The 18881-nt window shown below is 63.1% G+C and carries 20 protein-coding genes; 15 read left to right on the top strand and 5 right to left on the bottom strand.

Translation table 11 applies throughout. From position 1 onward, the window contains the following. Window positions 1-5 precede the first annotated feature (5 nt). Window positions 6-161 carry a hypothetical protein gene (locus FJ443_RS25715; protein ID WP_140494544.1) on the bottom strand — a complete coding sequence of 52 codons (156 nt, stop codon included), beginning with the start codon at window positions 159-161 and terminating at the stop codon, window positions 6-8. Window positions 162-577: 416 nt separating this feature from the next. On the opposite strand from FJ443_RS25715, the gene cysS reads away from it, so the two are divergent. The 8 genes from cysS (at window position 578) to rarD (ending at window position 7763) form a co-directional block, all read left to right on the top strand. Further along, on the top strand, window positions 578-2026 hold the full coding sequence (cysS, locus tag FJ443_RS25710; RefSeq protein ID WP_140666253.1) for a cysteine--tRNA ligase: 1449 nt from the start codon (window positions 578-580) through the stop codon (window positions 2024-2026). Window positions 2027-2282: 256 nt separating this feature from the next. Then, window positions 2283-2639 (top strand): endonuclease domain-containing protein, encoded by a 357-nt coding sequence (locus FJ443_RS25700; protein WP_140666284.1) that lies wholly within the window; start codon window positions 2283-2285, stop codon window positions 2637-2639. Then, a complete protein-coding gene (locus FJ443_RS25695) occupies window positions 2636-3022 on the top strand; it encodes a VOC family protein (protein ID WP_140580914.1) in 387 nt (128 codons plus the stop codon). Before FJ443_RS25700 ends, FJ443_RS25695 begins: the two co-directional genes overlap by 4 nt. Before the next feature lie 6 nt (window positions 3023-3028). Beyond that, on the top strand, window positions 3029-3520 hold the full coding sequence (locus FJ443_RS25690; protein ID WP_140494536.1) for a GFA family protein: 492 nt from the start codon (window positions 3029-3031) through the stop codon (window positions 3518-3520). Then, entirely contained in the window at window positions 3517-3993 is a 477-nt protein-coding gene (locus tag FJ443_RS25685; RefSeq protein WP_140494534.1) for a GFA family protein, read from the top strand. Before FJ443_RS25690 ends, FJ443_RS25685 begins: the two co-directional genes overlap by 4 nt. After that, window positions 3990-4949 (top strand): prolyl aminopeptidase, encoded by a 960-nt coding sequence (pip, locus tag FJ443_RS25680; protein ID WP_140559468.1) that lies wholly within the window; start codon window positions 3990-3992, stop codon window positions 4947-4949. Before FJ443_RS25685 ends, pip begins: the two co-directional genes overlap by 4 nt. Window positions 4950-5136: 187 nt before the next feature. Further along, on the top strand, window positions 5137-6753 hold the full coding sequence (gene cimA, locus FJ443_RS25670) for a citramalate synthase (RefSeq protein WP_140666249.1): 1617 nt from the start codon (window positions 5137-5139) through the stop codon (window positions 6751-6753). Window positions 6754-6836: 83 nt separating this feature from the next. After that, window positions 6837-7763 (top strand): EamA family transporter RarD, encoded by a 927-nt coding sequence (gene rarD / locus FJ443_RS25665; RefSeq protein WP_140494526.1) that lies wholly within the window; start codon window positions 6837-6839, stop codon window positions 7761-7763. On the opposite strand, the gene FJ443_RS25660 is transcribed toward rarD, so the two are convergent. Together FJ443_RS25660 and FJ443_RS25655 are read right to left on the bottom strand one after the other, a co-directional pair. Then, on the bottom strand, window positions 7741-8739 hold the full coding sequence (locus tag FJ443_RS25660; RefSeq protein ID WP_140494524.1) for a transporter: 999 nt from the start codon (window positions 8737-8739) through the stop codon (window positions 7741-7743). The genes rarD and FJ443_RS25660 overlap by 23 nt on opposite strands. Before the next feature lie 177 nt (window positions 8740-8916). Beyond that, window positions 8917-9207: a muconolactone Delta-isomerase family protein gene (locus FJ443_RS25655; RefSeq protein ID WP_140666247.1), complete on the bottom strand. Its 291-nt coding sequence runs from the start codon at window positions 9205-9207 to the stop codon at window positions 8917-8919. A 121-nt stretch (window positions 9208-9328) separates the two neighbouring features. Here FJ443_RS25655 and FJ443_RS25650 point away from each other — a divergent pair, with 121 nt between their 5' ends. Beyond that, on the top strand, window positions 9329-10216 hold the full coding sequence (locus FJ443_RS25650) for a LysR substrate-binding domain-containing protein (RefSeq protein ID WP_140666246.1): 888 nt from the start codon (window positions 9329-9331) through the stop codon (window positions 10214-10216). Between the two features lie 77 nt (window positions 10217-10293). Here FJ443_RS25650 and FJ443_RS25645 read toward each other — a convergent pair whose 3' ends face one another. Further along, a complete protein-coding gene (locus FJ443_RS25645) occupies window positions 10294-10905 on the bottom strand; it encodes a TIGR00730 family Rossman fold protein (RefSeq protein WP_140494518.1) in 612 nt (203 codons plus the stop codon). Window positions 10906-11033: 128 nt separating this feature from the next. On the opposite strand from FJ443_RS25645, the gene FJ443_RS25640 reads away from it, so the two are divergent. From FJ443_RS25640 to FJ443_RS25630, 3 genes are all read left to right on the top strand, one after another. Further along, window positions 11034-12401, top strand: a complete 1368-nt coding sequence (locus FJ443_RS25640) for an Ig-like domain-containing protein (protein WP_140624540.1) — start codon at window positions 11034-11036, stop codon at window positions 12399-12401. A 121-nt stretch (window positions 12402-12522) separates the two neighbouring features. Then, window positions 12523-12870: a metalloregulator ArsR/SmtB family transcription factor gene (locus tag FJ443_RS25635; protein WP_140624541.1), complete on the top strand. Its 348-nt coding sequence runs from the start codon at window positions 12523-12525 to the stop codon at window positions 12868-12870. Window positions 12871-12895: 25 nt separating this feature from the next. Beyond that, a complete protein-coding gene (locus FJ443_RS25630; protein WP_140666244.1) occupies window positions 12896-14779 on the top strand; it encodes an ABC transporter ATP-binding protein/permease in 1884 nt (627 codons plus the stop codon). Window positions 14780-14810: 31 nt separating this feature from the next. Here FJ443_RS25630 and FJ443_RS25625 read toward each other — a convergent pair whose 3' ends face one another. After that, window positions 14811-15692, bottom strand: a complete 882-nt coding sequence (locus tag FJ443_RS25625) for an SMP-30/gluconolactonase/LRE family protein (RefSeq protein ID WP_140666242.1) — start codon at window positions 15690-15692, stop codon at window positions 14811-14813. 423 nt (window positions 15693-16115) lie between these two features. Between FJ443_RS25625 and FJ443_RS25620 the strand changes: the two genes are divergently transcribed. The 3 genes from FJ443_RS25620 (at window position 16116) to FJ443_RS25610 (ending at window position 18806) form a co-directional block, all read left to right on the top strand. Beyond that, complete coding sequence (locus FJ443_RS25620; protein ID WP_140666240.1) at window positions 16116-17195, top strand: DUF4375 domain-containing protein; 1080 nt, start codon at window positions 16116-16118, stop codon at window positions 17193-17195. 90 nt (window positions 17196-17285) lie between these two features. After that, the gene (locus tag FJ443_RS25615) at window positions 17286-17984 is read left to right on the top strand and encodes a phosphatidylserine decarboxylase (RefSeq protein WP_140494507.1); all 699 of its coding nucleotides are present in this window, start codon (window positions 17286-17288) and stop codon (window positions 17982-17984) included. Between the two features lie 3 nt (window positions 17985-17987). Beyond that, complete coding sequence (locus tag FJ443_RS25610; RefSeq protein WP_140666238.1) at window positions 17988-18806, top strand: phosphatidylcholine/phosphatidylserine synthase; 819 nt, start codon at window positions 17988-17990, stop codon at window positions 18804-18806. Window positions 18807-18881 lie beyond the last annotated feature (75 nt).

The following is an 18881-nucleotide window of genomic DNA, read 5'->3' as shown; positions in this document are numbered from 1 at the left end:
CTGCTTCAGGCAGCGCGGGGCGATACGATTTTCTGCACCGGCTTTTTCTTCTTCGCGGTGTGGAGCAGGGCGGCGACGATCGCGGCCGGGCCGATTGCGCGATAATGGTTTGCCAGCGCTGGTTGCTTGGCGCGGTTGGCTTCCTGCTTGCTTCGAGGCATGTGTCTCTTCCCAGATAACGTTTCCGTGTCTGCGTTTGGCGGCCGAATCCGACCAAATCGTGACGCAGGTTGATCTAGCCGGCGTATGTTTCATGACTGTGCCGACATGTTTAATAAAATGTTTCAGTGGCTGATTCCGTGTGATCGGGCGACGCATTTGCAGGTTCTGGCGTCGTTTTTCTCGGGATAAGCGACTTGACGGCAACACTGGCCAAGGCGATAAAGCCGCCTATGAAAACGTCTTTCGCCATTTGTGGCATTTGCATTATTGGCTAGCTTCGCGCTGGTCCGGACGTTTTCGCCTCATCTTCCCCTAGATTGGACAAACGCCCCGGCCAGCAGGCTGGAGTCCGTTTTGCGCCTCGGCGCGGAGCTGGCTTCATCCAGGCAAAAGTTCTGAACCGGAAAGGCATGGAATGTCTGACGCATCGAAGGGCCTGCGCCTCTACAACACGCTGACGCGCGCGAAGCAGGATTTCGTCCCGATCGACGCGCTGAACGTGCGCATGTATGTCTGCGGTCCGACCGTCTACGACTTCGCCCATATCGGCAATGCCAGGCCCGTGATCGTCTTCGACGTGCTGTTCCGGCTGCTGCGCCATCTCTATGGCGAGACGCACGTCACCTATGTGCGCAATATCACGGATGTCGATGACAAGATCAACGCACGCGCACTGCGCGATTTCGGCAGCGAGATATCAGCCGGCAGACTGTCGCTCAACGAGGCGATAAGGCGGGTGACGGAGAAGACCGCGGGCCAATTCCACAAGGACGTCGCGACGCTCGGCTGCCTGGAGCCAACAGTCGAGCCGCGCGCCACCGAGTTCGTCGAGCCCCGCGCCGACGGCAAGGCAGACATGATCACCTTGATTCAAAGCCTGATCAAACGCGGCCATGCCTATGTTGCCGCAGGCGAAGTGCTGTTCGACACCGCTTCGATGTCCGACTACGGCCAGTTGTCGAAGCGAAATCTCGACGAGCAGCAGGCCGGTGCTCGCGTTGCAGTCGACGCGCACAAAAAGAATCCTGGCGACTTCGTGCTGTGGAAGTTGTCGTCCCCGGAGGAGCCGGGCTGGCAGAGCCCATGGGGCAGGGGCCGGCCGGGCTGGCACATCGAATGCTCGGCCATGTCCGCCGCCTATCTGGGCGAGGTCTTCGATATTCATGGCGGCGGTCTCGACCTGATCTTCCCGCACCACGAGAACGAGATCGCCCAGTCACGCTGCGCGCACGGCACCGATGTGATGGCCAACATCTGGATGCACAACGGCTTCCTGCAGGTCGAAGGGCAGAAGATGTCGAAGAGCCTCGGCAATTTTTACTCGATCAACGAGCTGCTGGAGACCGAAACGTTCGGCGGCCGCAAATGGCCCGGCGAGGTGCTCAGGCTGGCTATGCTGATGACCCATTATCGCGAACCGATCGACTTTTCCGTGCGCAAGCTCGAGGAAGCGGAGAACACGCTGCGCAAGTGGAAACGCGCGGCCGATCTGGCGCCGGCGGTCGGGCAATTGCCGGACGAGGTCGTGCAGGCGTTGTCGGATGATCTCGCCACCTACGCCGCCTTCCAGGTTTTGACCCAGTTGGCCGGCGAGGCGGTCGACTTCAGCGGCGATGGCGAAAACGCCGCAGCGGCCTCGCTGAAGGGTGCGCTTGCCTTCCTGGGTTTCGATGTCGGGGCGGCCAAGGTCGACGAAGCCGCGCTCGCCAAGGCGATCGCCAGGCGCCTGGAATTGATCGCCGCCAAGAGCTGGGTCGAAGCCGACCGCATCCGCGACGAGTTGTTGGCGCAAGGCGTACAACTGAAGGACGGCAAGGACCCGGTCACCGGCGAACGTGTGACGACGTGGGAGGTAAAGCGGTGAGGGCGACTGTTCTTGTGGCGGGAATGGAGAGGTTGGCGCGAAGCACCCCCCTCTGTCCTGCCGGACATCTCCCCCTCAAGGGGGGAGATTGGATATCACCGAGGCTTTCGCCAATCGCTGACGTTGGAGGTTGGGTACCGTCAGCGAAACTGCCGATCTCCCCCCTTGAGGGGGAGATGTCCGGCAGGACAGAGGGGGGCGCCTCGCCGTGATCCATTATCGTGTGTCTCCTGTCAATCGAGGCAATGCGCGCAAGATGCGCAAGGCTATGACCGACGCCGAACTGAAGCTTTGGAATGAGATACGCGCACACCGACTCATGGGGCTGGCGTTTCGACGTCAAATGCCAATAGCGGGCTACATCGTCGATTTTGCTTGCCCTAACAGGAAGCTGATCGTTGAGCTGGATGGTTCTCAGCACGCCTCTCATGAGGTCTCGGCGTCTGACGCCGCGCGAACAGCCAAGCTCACAGCGCTCGGCTGGACCGCCCTGCGCTTCTGGAATGATGACGTGATCCGGGATATCGACAATGTCTGTCAGCACATCGTGATTGCGGCCGGCCTGGCTGGCGCGGAAATGCCGGAACCAGCAACGGAGGAGTTCGTTCCATGATCGACCATCTCGGCATCGACGTTGCTGACTTTGACGCTTCGAAGGCTTTCTATGACAAGGCGATGGCGCCGCTTGGGGCCTCGCTGCTCCATATGGTGCCGCTGGAATACACCGGCGGCGCCAAGGTCGGTGGCTACGGCCGCGATCGGCCGGTGTTCTGGCTCCAGGAAGGCAAGGAGGGCCAAAAGGCCCGCCAGCACGTTGCCTTCACCGCGCGCAGCCGCGCCGAGGTTGATGCTTTCCATGCTGCCGCTCTCGCCGCCGGCGGCAAGGACAATGGCGGGCCGGGCCTGCGCCCGCACTATCATGCGGACTACTATGGCGCCTTCGTGTTCGATCCCGACGGCAACAATGTCGAGGCCGTCTGCCATGATGCGGAGTGACCTGCCATGAGCCTCGACAACCGGCCGATCTACACCGGCGGCTGCCAGTGCGGCGCCGTGCGCTTTCGCGTCGAGGGCGCACTCGGCGATGCCTCGGTCTGCCATTGCCGCATGTGCCAGAAGGCGAGCGGCAATTTCTACCTTCCGCTGGTCTCGGTGCGCGGCGCCAAGGTGGACTGGACGCGCGGCGAGCCCAAGCGCTTCCGCTCGTCGAACGCTGCCTGGCGTGGGTTCTGCGCCGAATGCGGAACGCCGCTGACTTTCGAGGCGCCGGACGGCATGGCGCTGGCGATTGCCGCCTTCGACGCTCCGGCTGATATCGCGCCGACCATCCAATGGGGCACCGAGGCAAAGCTGCCTTACGTCGATTCCATTCCAGAATTGCCGGGCGAGGATACGATGGCGGATATGGGTTCGGCCCCCTATCTGGCAGAGCTTGTCTCCTACCAGCATCCCGACCACGACACCGAGCAATGGCCGCCGGAGAAAACATCATGAGCGAGACCATTCGAACCGGCGGCTGCCAGTGCGGCGCCGTGCGCTTCCGCATCAAAGGCAAGCTTGGACGCCCGTCCATCTGCCACTGTCGCATGTGCCAGAAACAGTTCGGTTCCTTTTTCGGCGCCCTGGTGACAGCGCCGAAGGACGGCGTCGAATGGACCCGTGAGGAGCCGAGCTATTTCCAGTCCTCGGTCAACATCGATCGCGGTTTCTGCGCCCGCTGCGGCACGCCGCTGACCTACCGCCAGCCCGGCGGCTTCGAGATCGCCATCGGCGCCTTCGACGATCGCTCCGACCTGGCGCCGCAGATCCAGGTCAATTACGCCGGGCGGCTGCCTTGGGTGGAGACGATCTTCGACCAGCCCGTCCACCAGGATCCAGACTATTACGCTAGGCAGGAGGAGATCATCTCCTTCCAGCATCCCGACCATGAAACGACGGACTGGCCGTCCAAAGGTTTGCAACTATGAGCTCTGAACTGCGCACGCTTTATCCCGAGATCGAAGCTTTCGAGAGCGGTATGCTCGACGTCGGCGACGGCCACCAGGTCTATTGGGAACGCTCCGGCACCAAAGGCGCCAAGCCGGCGGTATTCCTGCATGGCGGGCCGGGCGGCACCATCTCGCCAAAGCATCGGCGGCTGTTCGATCCCGATCTCTACGACGTCATCCTGTTCGACCAGCGCGGTTGCGGCAAGTCGACGCCGAATGCCTCGCTGGAGGCCAACACCACGTGGCACCTGGTCGCCGATATCGAGCGCTTGCGCGAAATGGCCGGCTTCGACAAATGGCTGGTCTTCGGCGGTTCCTGGGGTTCGACGCTGGCGCTCGCCTACGCCGAGACGCACCCGCAACGCGTCAGTGAGCTCGTCGTACGGGGCATCTATACGGTGACCCGCCCCGAACTCGAATGGTACTATCAGTTCGGCGTCTCCGAGATGTTTCCCGACAAGTGGGAGCGCTTCCTGGCGCCGATCCCCGAGGCCGAGCGCGGCGACCTGATGGCCGCCTATCGCAAGCGGCTGGTGGGGTCCGACAGAAACGCGCAGATCGAGGCGGCCCGCGCCTGGAGCCTGTGGGAAGGCGAGACGATCACGCTTTTGCCCGAGCCGGAGACCAGCGGACCGTTTGGTGAGGACGACTACGCCGTCGCCTTCGCCTGCATAGAGAACCACTACTTCGTCCATGCCGGTTGGCTGGAGGAGGGACAGTTGCTGCGCGATGCCTGGAAGTTGAAGGACATTCCCGGCACCATCGTCCACGGCCGCTACGACATGCCGTGCCCGGCACGCTACGCCTGGGCGCTGCACAAGGCCTGGCCGAAGGCGGATTTTCACCTGATCGAGGGTGCCGGCCATGCCTATTCCGAGCCAGGGATATTGGACCGGCTGATCCGGGCGACGGATCGGTTTGTGGGGAAAAACTGATGTCGGCGCTCACCCCCCTTTGGCCTGCCGGCCATCTCCCCCTCAAAGGGGGAGATTGGCCATCACCTGGGGTTTCGCAAATTTTCAGCGCCGCAGGTGATGGCGGGACATTCGAACTGCCGATCTCCCCCCTTGAGGGGGAGATGTCCGGTAGGACAGAGGGGGGCGTTCAAGCGCCCACAGGACGATGAAAAAGCAACGCCTCTACCTCTTCGACACAACACTTCGCGATGGCCAGCAGACGCCCGGTATCGACTTCTCGGTCGAGGACAAGATCGCCATCGCCAAGCTGCTCGACGGATTCGGCCTCGACTATGTCGAGGGCGGTTACCCCGGCGCCAACCCGACCGACACGGCCTTCTTTAGGGAGAAGCGCACCGCGCAGGCAAAGTTCGTCGCCTTCGGCATGACCAAGCGGGCGGGGGTGTCGGCTTCCAACGATCCTGGGCTTGCCGCACTCGTCCAGTCGCGGTCGGACGCCATCTGCTTTGTCGCCAAGAGCTGGGACTATCATGTCCGTGTGGCGCTCGGCTGCAGCAATGAGGAGAATCTGGAGTCCATCAAGGCCTCGGTGGAAGCCGCCATTGCCGCGGGGAAGGAGGCGATGGTCGATTGCGAGCATTTCTTCGACGGGTTCAAGGCCAATTCGGATTATGCGCTGGCGTGCGCCAAGACCGCTTATGATGCCGGCGCGCGCTGGGTGGTCCTGTGCGACACCAATGGCGGCACGCAGCCCTCGGAACTACGCGCAACCGTCGAAAGGGTCGTCGCCGCGGGCATTCCCGGCGACCATCTCGGCATCCATGCCCATGATGACACCGGCCAGGCGGTGGCGAATTCGCTGGCCGCGGTCGAAGCGGGCGTGCGCCAGATCCAGGGCACGCTGAACGGCATTGGCGAACGCTGCGGCAACGCCAATCTGATCTCCATCGTGCCGACGCTGGCGTTGAAGCCGGCCTTCGCCGACCGTTTCGAGACGGGGATTTCCGCCGAGGCGCTTACCGGCATTTCGCGCTTGTCGCGCGCCTTCGACGAACTCTTGAACCGCGCTCCGGAGGCGCAGGCGCCCTATGTCGGCGCTTCCGCCTTCGCCACCAAGGCCGGCATCCACGCTTCGGCGCTCGCCAAGGAACCTGCGACCTACGAGCATGTGCCGCCGGAAGCGGTTGGCAACCGCCGCCGCGTCATGGTTTCCGACCAGGGCGGCAAGGCCAATTTCCTGGCCGAGCTGAAGCGGCGCGGCATCGATGTGCCGAAGGACGATCACCGGCTCGACGCATTGATATCGGTGGTCAAGGAGCGTGAGGCCTCCGGCTATGCCTATGAGGGCGCCGACGCCTCCTTCGAGCTCCTGGCACGCAAGATGCTGCACGGCTTGCCCGAGTTCTTCCACGTCACCTCGTTCCGTTGCATGATCGAACGCCGCTTCGATGCCAATGGCCAGTTGAAGACGGTGTCGGAAGCGGTGGTCAAGGTGCTGGTCGAGGGCGAGGAGAAGATGTCGGTGGCCGAGGGGCACGGCCCCGTCAATGCGCTCGACATCGCACTGCGCAAGGATCTCGGCAAATACCAGGGCGAAATCGCCGATCTGGAACTCGCCGACTTCAAGGTGCGTATCCTCAATGGCGGCACCGAGGCGATCACTCGCGTTCTGATCGAATCGCATGATGCGACAGGTGCCCGCTGGTGGACGGTCGGCGTTTCCGAAAACATCATCGACGCCTCGTTCCAGGCGCTGATGGATTCCATCATCTACAAGCTGATGAAGAACCGGGACATGGCGGGTCTGGTGGCGGCGGAGTAAGTTTGAACCATCAGCGAAAGTCCATTGATCCATCAGAACTTTGCGATGGTCTTGCCAAGGTTACTGGGCCATAGCGTTGGGCCATGGCCGCTGAAGCAATTACCCAGGACGCAGTTTCAAAAGCCCGCCGCGGCTTCCTGCTGGCGCTGGGTGCCTATTTCTTGTGGGGTTTGCTGCCTTTCTACATGAAAGCGGTTGCGCACCTGCCGCTTGCCGAGGTGATTGCCCACCGCATCGTCTGGTCGGTGCCGATCGCCGCCGCGGTTCTGGTCTGGGCCGGCCGCACGGCGGATTTCAAGGCGGCAATCCGTTCGCCCCGCACGATCGCCATGGCGGCGCTGACGGCGGCGCTGATCTCGGTCAATTGGGGCGTCTACGTCTGGGCGATCGCCGTCGACCGCACCGTAGAAACCGCCCTTGGCTATTACATCAATCCCCTGGTCAGCGTCGTGGTCGGCGCCCTGCTGCTCGGCGAGCGGCTCGATCGGCTGCAGATCGCGGCCGTGGTGCTTGCGGCGATCGCGGTCGCCGTGCTGACGATCGAGGCTGGCAAGTTGCCATGGGTATCGCTGGCGCTGGCCTTTTCCTTCGCCGCCTACGGTTTTTTCCGCAAGACGCTGCCGATCGGCCCCAGCCAGGGTTTTCTGCTCGAAGTGCTTCTGTTGTCGGTGCCGGCCTTGGGTTATATCGCCTGGCTGATCGCCACCGGACAGGACCATTTCGTTTCCGGCAACGGCGTCGATGCGGCGTTGCTGGCCGGTTGCGGGCCGGTGACCGCGGTGCCGCTGCTGCTGTTCGCATTCGGCGCCAGGCTTTTGCGTCTCTCCACCATAGGTATCATGCAATATATTGCGCCGACCATTGTGTTCCTGATCGCCGTGCTGATCTTCAAAGAGCCGTTCGACACCACCCAGGCTGTCGCCTTTGCCCTGATCTGGGCGGCGCTGGCCATGTATTCCTGGTCGATGCTGGCGACGGCGCGCCGGGCTACATCTGCCCGAGCCGCCTGACGAAGAGATAGGTCGCTCCGGCGATCAGCATCGAAACCGCAGTCACCACCCAGAAGCCTATCGGCGTGTTGACCAGCGGCAAGCCGCCGACATTCATGCCGAACAGGCCCGAGATGATCGTCATTGGCAACAGCACCGCGGTCATCACCGACAGCACGTAGAGCAGCCGGTTCGACTGCGTCGTCAGCTTGGCCATCAGCTCGTCCTGCAACAGCCTGGCGCGCGCCTGCAACTGCTCGCCATCATAGTGCAGCGTCTGCGCGCGGTGCGAAAGCCGTGCTGCCATGTCGTTGATCGAATCGGGCAGGTCGTTGCGGTGCGAATGGTCGAGATGGCGAAACAGATTGGTCAGGGTCGCCATCTGCCGGTGAATCACCACCAGGTGCCGGCGCGCATCGACGAGCGCCTGCCGCTCATTGTGCCATGCGTCGCAGACGATGCGGTCCTCGATGCCGTCGAGACTGTCGCCAAGTGCAGCGAGTTCCACCGCCATGCCGTCGAACGACTGGCCCACGACCGCCTCGATCAGCTCGGCCGGCGAGCGAAACTTGCGCGAGCCGTTCTCGATCGCCTTGCGGATATTGTCGACCGACTGCAAGGGCTGCTTGCGGGCGCCGACCAGCATGGTGTCGTTGAGGGCGAAACGGAAATGGCCAAGCCCGCCGGCTTCCGCCGAATAGTCGTGACGCAGGTCCGGCAGGTCGCCGTAGAGCCAGTCATCCTCGAGGTCGATGTGGCAGCCATGGCTGGCGGACAGGAAGGCCTCGCGCACTGGCGCCGGCAGGGCCTGTTCGGCGGCGATCTCGTGGCGTGCGCGCATGTCGGAAAGCTGGTAGCTGCGCCACGTCCATTGCGCGCCGGCGGCATCCTTGGTGCGCAGGCCGTCGGCGGTGAAATGATAGATGAAGAACAGCCCATGCTCGTCTGGCAGGTAGGGCGACAGGTCGGCGCCTTCCGGGGCGAGAGCAGTATCCATGGTGTAGTGCCGGATGCATATTTCGAGCATCGCACCGCTTGGCGGCGCGTGATTGCAACATCTAGCATGGGCGGCGGGGTTTCGTGTGACGGTTCCTTGACAGCCGATCACACTCTCTCGAGCGGCCGCGTCAGTGCGGCGGCGCCTTTCGCCGCCACCGCATTGCGACTGCCACACTTAGCGCTTCGGACCGAAACCGGGATAAGGGTTCAGCGGCACGATTGCGGCAATGTCCATCATGCCGGCCTTGACCAGCGGCAAGCTGCCGAGATGACTGCGCACGTCGGCATCGCTGGCCGCCTCGAACATCATGCCGCTCCCGGGAATGTCGCCACGGTTCCAGACCTGGCGAACCGCGCCCTGGGCGTAGAGCGTGCGCCGCTGCTCGGCCTCGCCGGGCAGCAGCGGCGCGAAATCGGCATCGGCGAATTTTTCGGTGTTGCGGGTGAGGAGGGCAAAGAACTGCATGTCGGTCTCCTGTTTGTCAGCGGTAGGTGACGGCAGGTATCGCGCTGGATGGTCAGACTGTCCAAGACTGATTAGGCTAAAGTTGAGACTTTTGAAGACTTGATGCCGCGCGGAGCAAAAAATGTTCGACTTGCGCCAGATCCGATATTTCGTCGCCGTCGCGGAAACCGGCAATGTCGGTCGCGCCGCCGAGCTGCTGCATATTTCGCAGTCGCCGCTGAGCCGGCAGATCATGCAGCTTGAACAGCAGCTTGGCGTAACCCTGTTCGAACGGGTAAAACAGCGCGTCCATCTCAATGCCGAGGGCCGCGCCTTTCTCGCCGAGGCCCGCGCGCTGCTGTCAAACGCGCGCCGGCTGGAGGAACTTGGTCGAAACCTTGCCAGAGGGTCTGTCGGGCGTCTTGCCATCGGCTATGTCGAAGGCGCCGTGCATGCCGGGCTTGTCGCCGCGATGCTACGCCAATTCCGCCGCGACCGGCCGGATTTTCATCTCCAGTTGAGAAGCCTGCGCTCGGCGGCGCAGATCGAGGAGCTGCGGCAGCGGTCGCTGGATCTGGGCCTGGTCTATTCGCCGCCCGCCGCGGACGATCCCGATGTCGCCAGCATGCCGCTGCGCCACGAGCCGCTGGCGCTAGCGATGCCCGAAGGCGATCCGCTCGCCGAAGTGGCCGATATCCAGCCGCACCATCTCGACGGCCGCGTCTGGATCACCGTCGTGCGCCAGCCAGACGACACCAATCGCGGCCAGTTCCTGGCCGCCTGCGCCAAGGCGGGTTTCCTGCCCGATATCGCCTATGAGACGGCGGACCCGTTGACCTCGCTCGGCCTTGTCAGCGCCGGCCTCGGTCTTGCCACCGTCCAGTCGAGCCTGCGCATCGCCGCGCCTCCCGGGATCCTGTTTCGGGACCTGCCATGGTTCGAGCGCAAGGTCTCGATCCATTTTGCCTGGCGGCGCCAAGATCGGCGGGCGGTAATCGCTGATCTGCGGCAGGCTGGAGTAGGGCAGTAGGGCAGTAGGGCAGTAGGGCAGTAGGGCAGTAGGGCAGTAGGGCAGTAGGTTCTGTCTTCCGCTACTCCCTTACTCCCCTACATCTTATCTATCACCGACTGCACGCCCTCCGTCGGCGCATCGACCGAGGAGCCTGCCACCATGATGGCGGCGACGATTGCCTCGGGGTCATTGACGACCAGCGGCTTGACCCGCTGTGCGGTGTGAATGAAGCCTTCGGTTGCCATATGGTCGATAAGCGCCAGCATGGGATCCCAGAATCCGCCGACATTGCCGAAGACGATCGGCTTGCGGTGATGGCCAAGTTGCGCCCAGGTCATGACCTCGACGATCTCCTCGACTGTGCCGATGCCGCCCGGCAGCGCCACAAAGGCGTCGGATTTCTCGAACATCTTATGTTTGCGCTCGTGCATGTTTTCGGTGATCACGAGCTCGTCGAGCCGGTCTAGCGCGGTTTCGGTTGCTTCCCTGTTGATCAGGAAGCGGGGAATGATGCCGGTGACCTTGCCGCCGGCCTTGAGCGCGCCTTCAGCGACGGCGCCCATGATACCTTTGGTGCCGCCGCCATAGATCAGCCTGAGGCCGGAGCGCGCAAGCGATCGCCCGAGCAGGTGACCAGCCTTGGCATAGGTTTCATCACGGCCCGGAGACGAGCCGCAATACACGCAGACGGATCGAATCGTATTCATGCCGATGATTGGTGATTGGGTCTGAAAGCGCGGTCAAGCCCTAAGGGCCGAGAAGTCCGGGCTTTTTCTTGTCGGTGATGGTAAAACAGGCTAGACCGGCGTTAGGTGGCTAAGGGGCAGGGAAGTAGATGGCGATCAATCCGTTGAAGGCGTTTCTGTTCGCGGCGGGTGGGACCGTTGCGGTCGCGGGAACCGCCTATGTGTCGGGCGCGCTCGACCCATATTTCAATCGCACGCCGCCGGCGGACGTCGCGGCGCAGGCTCCGCCTGTGGCGCCGGAGCCGGCCAATCCGGGCACGGAAGCGCGGCTGCCGCAGGCTGCGGCACCGTCCGCTCCCACCTCTGAGGCAACCGCGCCTGCCGTCGCGGGTCCGATCGCCCCGACCTTCGACGTGGTGCGCGTTGAAGGCGATGGTTCGATCGTCGTCGCCGGCAATGCCGCGCCCAATTCAAAGGTCGAGATCCTCAACGGTTCGACCGTGATCGGCTCGACGGTCGCCGGTCCGGATGGCGCCTTCGTCATCGTGCTCGATGATCCGCTGAAGCCTGGTGACTATACGATTGCCTTGCGCTCCACCGCCGGCGATGTCGCGACCGCTTCCGCCCAGACGGCCGTCGTCTCCATTCCCGCCAATGCGAGCGGCCAGGTGCTGGCCATGGTCGAGGAACCGGGCAAGCCGGCCGAACTGCTGACCGTGCCCCAGCCGCAGACAACATCGGAAGCGCCTGCAGCCGCGGCTCCGGCGCCAGGCACGTCCGCCGCCATCGAAGCAACGCCTGCTCCTGCGGCGCCGACAACGCCGCCCGCGCCATCCGTGGCTGAACCCAAGATCGTCGTCGAAGCGGTCGAGATTGACGGCAGCAAGATTTTTGTCGCCGGCCTCGCCGACCCGGGCCGCAAGGTGCGCGCCTATGCCAACGACATCCTGCTTGGCGAGGCGCAGGCATCGCCGAATGGCCACTTCCTGGTTGAGGCGAGGCGCGACGTGCCGGTCGGCAGTTACACCATCCGTGTCGATGGCCTCGATGCCGACGGGGTGAAGGTGGTGGCCCGCGCCGCCGTACCGTTCGAGCGCGAACCGGGCGAGGCGGTCGCTGCCGTGGCGCCTGCTGGATCCAAGGCGGCCGATGCAAAGTCTGCCGAACCGTCGGCTGCCGCTGAAGCGCCCGCCAACCCGGCGGAACCGGCTCCGGCCGATGCAGCGGCTACGCCGCCTTCCGATGTGGCCGAGACCGTTTCACCTAAGCTCGAACATGCCAATGGAGCCGTGATCATCCGCCGTCACGACACGCTGTGGCGGATTTCGCGGCGCGTTTACGGCTATGGCATGCGCTACTCGACCATCTATCTCGCCAACCAGGACCAGATCCGCAATCCCGACCGCATCTGGCCGGGACAGGTGTTCAAGGTCCCGCCACGGTCGAAGGAAGGCGAGGCCGCCGACCTCAAAGCGATGGGTGACCAGATGACGACGCATTCGGCGAAGACGGAGTAGGCAAGCGTCAGCGGGGCGGCTGCAAGCCGTTCCGAAGCCGATCCTTCGCAGCCCTCCGCCTGCAATCTCCCCATCCGGCCAGCTTGCCTCGTCATCGTTCATCGTCTATCGCCGATGAACGATGACCGAATCCCTGCCTGAATTGGACCGCGCGACGAGCGCGCCAACCTCTTGCACCACCGACAGCCACTCCATCGCGGCCCGCTTCGCCGCGCTCTCGCACCCTGCGCGCATCGAGATCCTGAAACGCCTGTCCGCCAGCGGTTTCTGCTGCTGTCGGGACGTTGTCGACCATCTCGATCTCGCCCAGTCGACCGTCTCGCAGCATCTGAAGATCCTGGTCGAGGCGGGGCTGGTGCGCTTCGCGCCTGACCGCCAGCGCTCGCGCTACGAGGTGGACCAAGCCGCGCTTGCCGGCGTGTCGGCTTCGCTGAGCGCGCTCGTCGTTTCCTGCTCGACCAGCCGCTGACCCTCTCACCCAAAAGGCAAGAAAAGTGGCCGTAAAAACCGTCTCCGCCGATTCCCCGACCTTCAAGACGCTGCTTAACCTCTGGCCCTATATGTGGCCGGCGGATCGTGCCGATCTGCGCGCGCGCGTCACCTGGGCGACAATTCTGCTGGTGGTTGCCAAGCTGACATTGGTCGCGGGACCCTATTTCTTCAAATGGGCGACCGACGCCTTGGCCGGTGACGGCAGATCGACGCCGCCGCTGCCCGCCTTCCTGCTCGCCCCGGTCATGTTGGTTGTCGCCTACAATGTCGTGCGGCTCGTGCAACTCGGCTTCAACCAGTTGCGCGACGCGCTGTTTGCCCGCGTCGGCCAGTACGCTGTGCGCCAGCTTGCCTTCCGCACCTTCGTCCATATGCACCAGTTGTCCCTGCGCTTCCATCTCGAACGACGCACCGGCGGCCTGTCGCGCATCATCGAGCGCGGCACCAAGGGCATCGAGACGATCGTGCGCTTCATCATGCTCAACACGGCGCCGACCATCCTCGAATTCGCGCTGACCACGGGCATCTTCGCCTACACCTATGGCTGGAAATACGTAGCCGTGGTGGCGGTCACCGTCTGGCTCTATGTCTGGTTCACGGTTCGCGCCAGCGACTGGCGCATTTCGATCCGCCGCGACATGAACGACAGCGACACCGACGCCAACACCAAGGCGATCGACTCTCTGCTCAATTTCGAGACGGTCAAATATTTCAACAACGAGGCCATGGAGGCCGAGCGCTTCGACCGCTCCATGGCGCGTTACGAGATGTCGGCGACGAGAATCTGGACGTCGCTCGGCTGGCTGAATTTCGGCCAGGGCGTCATCTATGGGCTGGGCACGGTCATCGTCATGTGCATGTCCGCGCTCGAAGTGCAGCGCGGTACGCAGTCTGTCGGTGATTTCGTCTTCATCAACGCCATGCTGATGCAGCTCTCGGTGCCGCTCAATTTCATCGGCTTCATCTACCGCGAGATTCGCCAGGGCCTCACCGATATCGAGCAGATGTTCGACCTGCTCGACGTGCCGCAGGAGATCGTCGACAAGCCCAGTGCCAGGCCGCTCGCGATCGAAGCCGGCAAGGTCGAATTCCGCGACGTGCATTTCTCCTATGATCCGAACCGCAAGATCCTGAAAGGCATCAGCTTCGAGGTGCCGGCCGGCAAGACGGTCGCCATCGTCGGTCCTTCGGGCGCGGGCAAGTCGACCATCTCGCGGCTGCTGTTCCGCTTCTACGACATCCAGTCGGGCCAGGTGCTGATCGACGGCCAGGATGTCAGGGAAGTGACGCAGAAGAGCCTGCGCGCGGCGATCGGCATGGTGCCTCAGGACACCGTGCTGTTCAACGACACCATCGCCTACAACATCCGCTACGGCCGCATCGGCGCCAGCGAGGAGGAGGTGCGCAAGGCGGCCGAACTCGCCCAGATCGGCCCCTTCATCGAGCGGCTGCCCGAGGGTTACCGCTCGATGGTCGGCGAGCGCGGGCTGAAGCTTTCCGGCGGCGAGAAGCAGCGCGTGGCGATTGCCCGCACCATTCTCAAGGCGCCGCCGATCCTGATGCTCGACGAGGCGACCTCGGCGCTGGACAGCCATACCGAACAGGAGATCCAGGCCGCGCTTGACCTGGTCAGCCGGGGCCGCACCACCATCGTCATCGCCCACCGGCTGTCGACGGTGATCACGGCCGACGAAATCATCGTGCTCAAGGACGGCCAGATCGCCGAACGCGGCACCCATGCCGATCTGATGCGCAAGCACGGGCTTTATGCCTCGATGTGGGACCGCCAGCGCGAGGCGACCGAAGCCGAGGAGCGTCTGCGCATCGCCCGCGAAAGCGACGAACTGGGTGTTGTGGTGCGCAGGCGCACGTCGGAGCTGTCGTAGCGGCGTTGGCTATCTCCGTCGCTTTCGCCAATCAGCGTGTGCCCGAAATGTAAGACGGCCATCCCGCGCCAGGCGAGGAAACAGCGACGCCCAGCACCTGACCAGTGCGGGCGTCGCTCGACATGTGGTCGAAGCCGCGCCACTCGGCTGCGGTGATGAACAGCGTCCTGCCGTCGACACCGCCCAGCATGCAGGCGAAGCAGCCGCGATCGGCGGTCACGGTCTGCAGCAGCTCACCGCCTTCGCGTACCTGCGCACAGCGCTTGTTGGGAACATCCGCGTACCAGACCGTCCCTTCGGCATCGAGGCAGATGCCATCGGGATAGCCGTCGAGATCGGCCCACACCCGCCGATTAGCCAGAGTGCCGTCGGCGGCTATGTCGAAGGCGGTCAGCCGGTTGGAGTGGGATTCGGCAATGATCAGCGTCCTGTTGTCCGGGGTCACAGCCATGCCATTGGCAAACGCGATATTCTCAGCCACTTGCCTGGCCGTCCCGTCCGGCGTGATCAGCACGATCGTGCCCGGGCCGAAATGCTGGCCGGGTGCCGGCGCCGGGCCGCCGCCATTGACATAGATATTGCCGCGCCCATCGACGACGATCTCGTTCCAGGGGCTTTTCGAAAGGTCGCGCAGATCGGCATGGGTGACGAGCCTGCCATCCACCTCCTGCCTTAGCAGCAGGCCTTCGCGGCCTGAAATCACGAGCAACCTGCCATCCGGCAGCCAGTCGATGGAGTAGGGCAGGACCGCTGGCACGGTGAGCATCACCCTGCTCTTGCCCTCGTCGCTCACGGCGACGATCTCTCCGGTACCCCAGTTGCAGAGCCACAGGCGTCCCTCATGCCAACGCGGCGATTCCCCGAAAGCGAGGCCCTTGGCGATAATCTTGGCGTTCTCGGCAACGGATGACATTGGCTGGCTCCTTGGCTGCGTGACCCACGTCACCGTTCCGAAGGCGTCGCGGGGCACTGTCCTGCCAAGGACGGGCGAGCGTATGGCTTGCCGACATGGCGGCCGACAATTCTAAAAGGCTACTGCGCGATGGTGACCCCGCCAAATCTGCACATACCTGGGTCTCTTTCAAATCTAAGAACAGGTGATATTGTCACCTCGGGAACAACCAGCTGCGGTTGCTTTGCGGTCTATGAAAGCATTTTCGATGTTCGGATTTTTCTTTCGCAAGTCCAGAAAAACGTCTGAAAAACTCGCGTCGAATGCTGCCAGGTGGCCACAGGTCAGGCTGCCGCTGCCGGTTTTTGTGCGCCGTTCAACAGTAGAACAGGCAATCGATAGCCCCTCGGAGCTCGTCTTCGCCGTTGAGATTTCATCCAAACCATGACTTATGAAGGGCTCTACCGATATCCGGAGATCAGCCCGAGGGCGATGCAGGTTTCCCACGCAAACTCGTACTCGGCTGAGGTGAAGAATGGCGGGCACAGTCAATTCATCTACAATGGCGCAGAGGAAACCAACGCCATGATTACGAACGCCCGAGTTGGACTCGCTGCTAGCGGTGCGAGCGGCCAATTGGCGACTTTGGAAAAGATGTCCTCCTGGATTGCCGAGCATCCCGATGAGGCGGCCGAACAAACGGGCTTCGAGGGTGGTTGCGACGATTTTCTGGATGCGCTTGACGGTGAGTTCTACCACGCAGATGAGGCTGCACCGATGCAGGGTTTCTTGGCGCGCTGGATCGTCTCGTGGCCTGATCTACAGATTGTCGAAGATGACGATTACAGCGATGTTATACACGGTCTGGTGATGGCCAACCCGCAACGCGAAGCCAGGCTTCTTCATCGTTCGATTAGCAAGCTGGTGCGCCAGATGATCGGCTGGCGCGACGTTGGGGCCGGTCTCGCCTGCGCCAAGGTGTCTCCGCCTGAGGTCAGATTGGGCTTTGGCATGGCAAGAATGCTGGATGTCGGGGGTGAGATGCAGATGGTTTTCCAACTGCGTACCAGTGCGAAGGAGCCTCGGCTATGCGTTGCAACTGAGACGCACGCCGATATCTACGAATACATCGCGGCGGAAGACCCACCGGTCATACGCCCGGGTGAGAATTCTTTGGGAGCCATCGCTCCGCGAGTAGGCAACCGACTTGGCCACGCTGAAGGCTCGGAAATCAAAATGGTTGTCGAATTGGCTGAGCAGTATCATGCCCCGGCTGCTGTCGACCTTCTACTGCGCAAAGCCGGATTCGACCCGACGGACGCCATCGTTTCAGCGAACTCAATCGTGCAAACGGCGGAAGGCGTGGTCGTGAACTGGGTGGTGTTGGCGTCTGACCGGGCCTTCCTCTTGCTGTCTTCGTGGAATGGTAGTGTGCTCTTGCGTGGCAAAGATAACGAAAAGCTTGCCGACGCTACAATCCCGGAACTCGCCGAGCACTTTGATCGTTCCGCTGCTGCGGGCTAGCTCGTCCACCCTCCTTTCCCATTGTCGCGTTGCGGGCAGAGGGTGTTTCGGTTATTGAGGCCGGACCTGAAACAGGGACTGCCCCATCCCATGAGCCTTGTCGATACGGTCAAGAACGCGTTCGTACCGATCCATCGCGAGGGCTATCCGTTCATCGCCGCGTTCGGCGCGGGCACGCTTTTCCTCGGCTATTTCTCCTCGATCCTGTTCTGGATCGGGCTCATCCTCACCGCCTGGTGCGCCTATTTCTTCCGCGATCCCGAGCGGGTGACGCCGGTCGACGACCGTCTGGTGGTGAGCCCCGCCGACGGCGTCATCTCGGCGGTCGGCCCGGCCGTGCCGCCGCGCGAGCTTGGCCTCGGCAATACCGAAATGACCCGGATATCGGTGTTCATGAACGTCTTTTCCTGCCACGTGAACCGCGCCCCGGTGCGCGGCAAGATTTCCCGCATCGAGCATCGGCCCGGAAAATTCCTCAATGCCGAACTCGACAAGGCAAGCACCGAGAACGAGCGCAACGGGCTGGTCATCGACAGCCCCAACGGCACCGTCGCGGCGGTGCAGATCGCCGGCCTCGTGGCGCGGCGCATCGTCTGCTGGGCCGAGACCGGCGGCTCGATCGCCATCGGCGAGCGTTTCGGCCTGATCCGCTTCGGTTCGCGCGTCGATGTCTTCCTGCCGGAGGCGGCGACCCCACGGGTGGCCGTCGGCCAGACGGCCGTCGCCGGCGAAACGGTGCTGGCGGAATTCGGCGGTATCGCCGCCACGCCTCTCGTGCGGATCTCCTGACCGGTGGGCGCGCCGTTCAAGAAATTCGAGGCGCATGCCAGCGGCGGCCCGCGCATCCGCGAAATCCCGATGCGCATGGTGCTGCCCAATCTGGTTACGGTGCTCGCCATCTGTGCCGGCTTGTCCGGCATCCGCTTCGCTTTCGAGAACCGCTTCGAGCCCGCGGTGGTCATGGTGCTGCTCGCCGCGTTCCTCGACGGCATAGACGGCCGGTTGGCGCGAATGCTGAAGGCAACGTCGAAATTCGGCGCGCAGATGGATTCGCTGGCCGACATCGTCAATTTCGGCGTCGCGCCCGCGCTGGTGCTTTACGCTTTCCTGCTCGACCGCGCGGGATCGCCGGGTTGGATTGCCGCCCTTTTGTTCACCATCGCCTGCGGCATGCGGCTCGCCCGCTTCAATGTTCTTGACGAGGAAAAGGCCGAGCGGCCGGCATGGCAGACCGAATATTTCGTTGGGGTACCGGCGCCGGCGGGCGCCGTGCTGGTGATGCTGCCGCTTTATCTGTATTTCCTGCGGCTTGGGCTGGAGCCCGGCCGCCCGGCCGCCTTCATCGCCACCGGCTTCACCATACTGGTCGCCTTCCTGCTGGTCAGCCGTTTGCCGGTCTATTCGGGAAAGAGCGTCAAGGTGCCGGGTGACAAGGTATTGCCGGTCATCCTGGGGGTCGTGCTCTACATCCTGCTCTTGATGACCTATCCCTGGTACACGCTGACGGCCTCCGTCGCCGGTTATCTCCTCTTCCTGCCGTTCAGCGTGCGTGCCTATTCGAAGCGCGCCAGGCTGGAAGGCGAGCAGGTGCCGCCTTCGGATATAGGATAACGCTGTTATCCCTCTTTGAAGGCGACAGAGGGTGCATTGAACGCCAACGCTTTGCGCCCGGGCCTGCGATTTAGG

This window comes from Mesorhizobium sp. B2-6-1, from assembly GCF_006440475.1.
Taxonomy (GTDB): Bacteria; Pseudomonadota; Alphaproteobacteria; order Rhizobiales; family Rhizobiaceae; genus Mesorhizobium.
The sequence above is the reverse complement of the archived record's forward strand: the minus strand, read 5'-3'. Positions and strand labels throughout refer to the sequence as shown.

Excerpts from the sequence above, each read along its gene's own strand:
- FJ443_RS25715 (WP_140494544.1), bottom strand. The coding sequence starts at position 161 with ATGCCTCGAAGCAAGCAGGAAGCCAACCGCGCCAAGCAACCAGCGCTG.
- FJ443_RS25660 (WP_140494524.1), bottom strand. The coding sequence starts at position 8,739 with ATGGATACTGCTCTCGCCCCGGAAGGCGCCGACCTGTCGCCCTACCTG.
- pip (WP_140559468.1), top strand. The coding sequence starts at position 3,990 with ATGAGCTCTGAACTGCGCACGCTTTATCCCGAGATCGAAGCTTTCGAG.
- FJ443_RS25655 (WP_140666247.1), bottom strand. The coding sequence starts at position 9,207 with ATGCAGTTCTTTGCCCTCCTCACCCGCAACACCGAAAAATTCGCCGAT.
- FJ443_RS25635 (WP_140624541.1), top strand. The coding sequence starts at position 12,523 with ATGACCGAATCCCTGCCTGAATTGGACCGCGCGACGAGCGCGCCAACC.
- FJ443_RS25685 (WP_140494534.1), top strand. The coding sequence starts at position 3,517 with ATGAGCGAGACCATTCGAACCGGCGGCTGCCAGTGCGGCGCCGTGCGC.
- FJ443_RS25640 (WP_140624540.1), top strand. The coding sequence starts at position 11,034 with ATGGCGATCAATCCGTTGAAGGCGTTTCTGTTCGCGGCGGGTGGGACC.
- FJ443_RS25620 (WP_140666240.1), top strand. The coding sequence starts at position 16,116 with ATGACTTATGAAGGGCTCTACCGATATCCGGAGATCAGCCCGAGGGCG.
- rarD (WP_140494526.1), top strand. The coding sequence starts at position 6,837 with ATGGCCGCTGAAGCAATTACCCAGGACGCAGTTTCAAAAGCCCGCCGC.
- cimA (WP_140666249.1), top strand. The coding sequence starts at position 5,137 with ATGAAAAAGCAACGCCTCTACCTCTTCGACACAACACTTCGCGATGGC.
- FJ443_RS25695 (WP_140580914.1), top strand. The coding sequence starts at position 2,636 with ATGATCGACCATCTCGGCATCGACGTTGCTGACTTTGACGCTTCGAAG.
- FJ443_RS25650 (WP_140666246.1), top strand. The coding sequence starts at position 9,329 with ATGTTCGACTTGCGCCAGATCCGATATTTCGTCGCCGTCGCGGAAACC.
- FJ443_RS25700 (WP_140666284.1), top strand. The coding sequence starts at position 2,283 with ATGCGCAAGGCTATGACCGACGCCGAACTGAAGCTTTGGAATGAGATA.
- FJ443_RS25645 (WP_140494518.1), bottom strand. The coding sequence starts at position 10,905 with ATGAATACGATTCGATCCGTCTGCGTGTATTGCGGCTCGTCTCCGGGC.
- FJ443_RS25625 (WP_140666242.1), bottom strand. The coding sequence starts at position 15,692 with ATGTCATCCGTTGCCGAGAACGCCAAGATTATCGCCAAGGGCCTCGCT.
- FJ443_RS25690 (WP_140494536.1), top strand. The coding sequence starts at position 3,029 with ATGAGCCTCGACAACCGGCCGATCTACACCGGCGGCTGCCAGTGCGGC.
- cysS (WP_140666253.1), top strand. The coding sequence starts at position 578 with ATGTCTGACGCATCGAAGGGCCTGCGCCTCTACAACACGCTGACGCGC.
- FJ443_RS25615 (WP_140494507.1), top strand. The coding sequence starts at position 17,286 with ATGAGCCTTGTCGATACGGTCAAGAACGCGTTCGTACCGATCCATCGC.